This window comes from Streptococcus pseudopneumoniae (assembly GCF_001074975.1).
Classification (GTDB): Bacteria; Bacillota; Bacilli; order Lactobacillales; family Streptococcaceae; genus Streptococcus; species Streptococcus pseudopneumoniae_D.
Window position 1 is genome coordinate 1 of sequence record NZ_JUUO01000010.1, and the last position, 432, is coordinate 432.

Below are 432 nucleotides of genomic sequence, written 5' to 3' on the forward strand. Positions count from 1 at the left end.
AACATGTTGACGAACCATGTCTAAGAAGGCAAAGAGTTTTCCTTCTTCCCTTCCTTCAACTTTTCCACGCTCAAGTCCACGCTCTAAACCTTTTTCCTCAGCTTGTTCCAAGGCATAGTCCTGTGCTAACAAGGCTTGTTCTTCTCGCATACGTAGTTGACTAAACATTTTCCTGTCCTCCTCGGACCAGCTTTTGTAGTCTAGCAGTTGGTCTGCCTGGCTGATGGCTCGCTCAGGTTGTTGGGTAAAGGGCTTGTTGCCAAAAAACTCCAACCACGGTTTACGAACCTCGTCTTTGCTGGTTTCTCTGTATTTTTTTAGTTCTAAGAATGCTATTACTTGTGATGGGCTGATAAGAGTGCCTCAAACTCAGCGACAGTCATACCCAACTGCTGACTTGCAAATTCGGAAGTTAAAACATGTTGACGAACC

1 pseudogene is annotated in these 432 nt (G+C 44.9%); it reads right to left on the reverse strand.

The window, feature by feature from the left end:
- Positions 1–336: pseudogene (locus ADI86_RS12155) on the reverse strand (hypothetical protein); the annotation flags it as partial.
- Between the last annotated feature and the right edge of the window lie 96 nt (positions 337–432).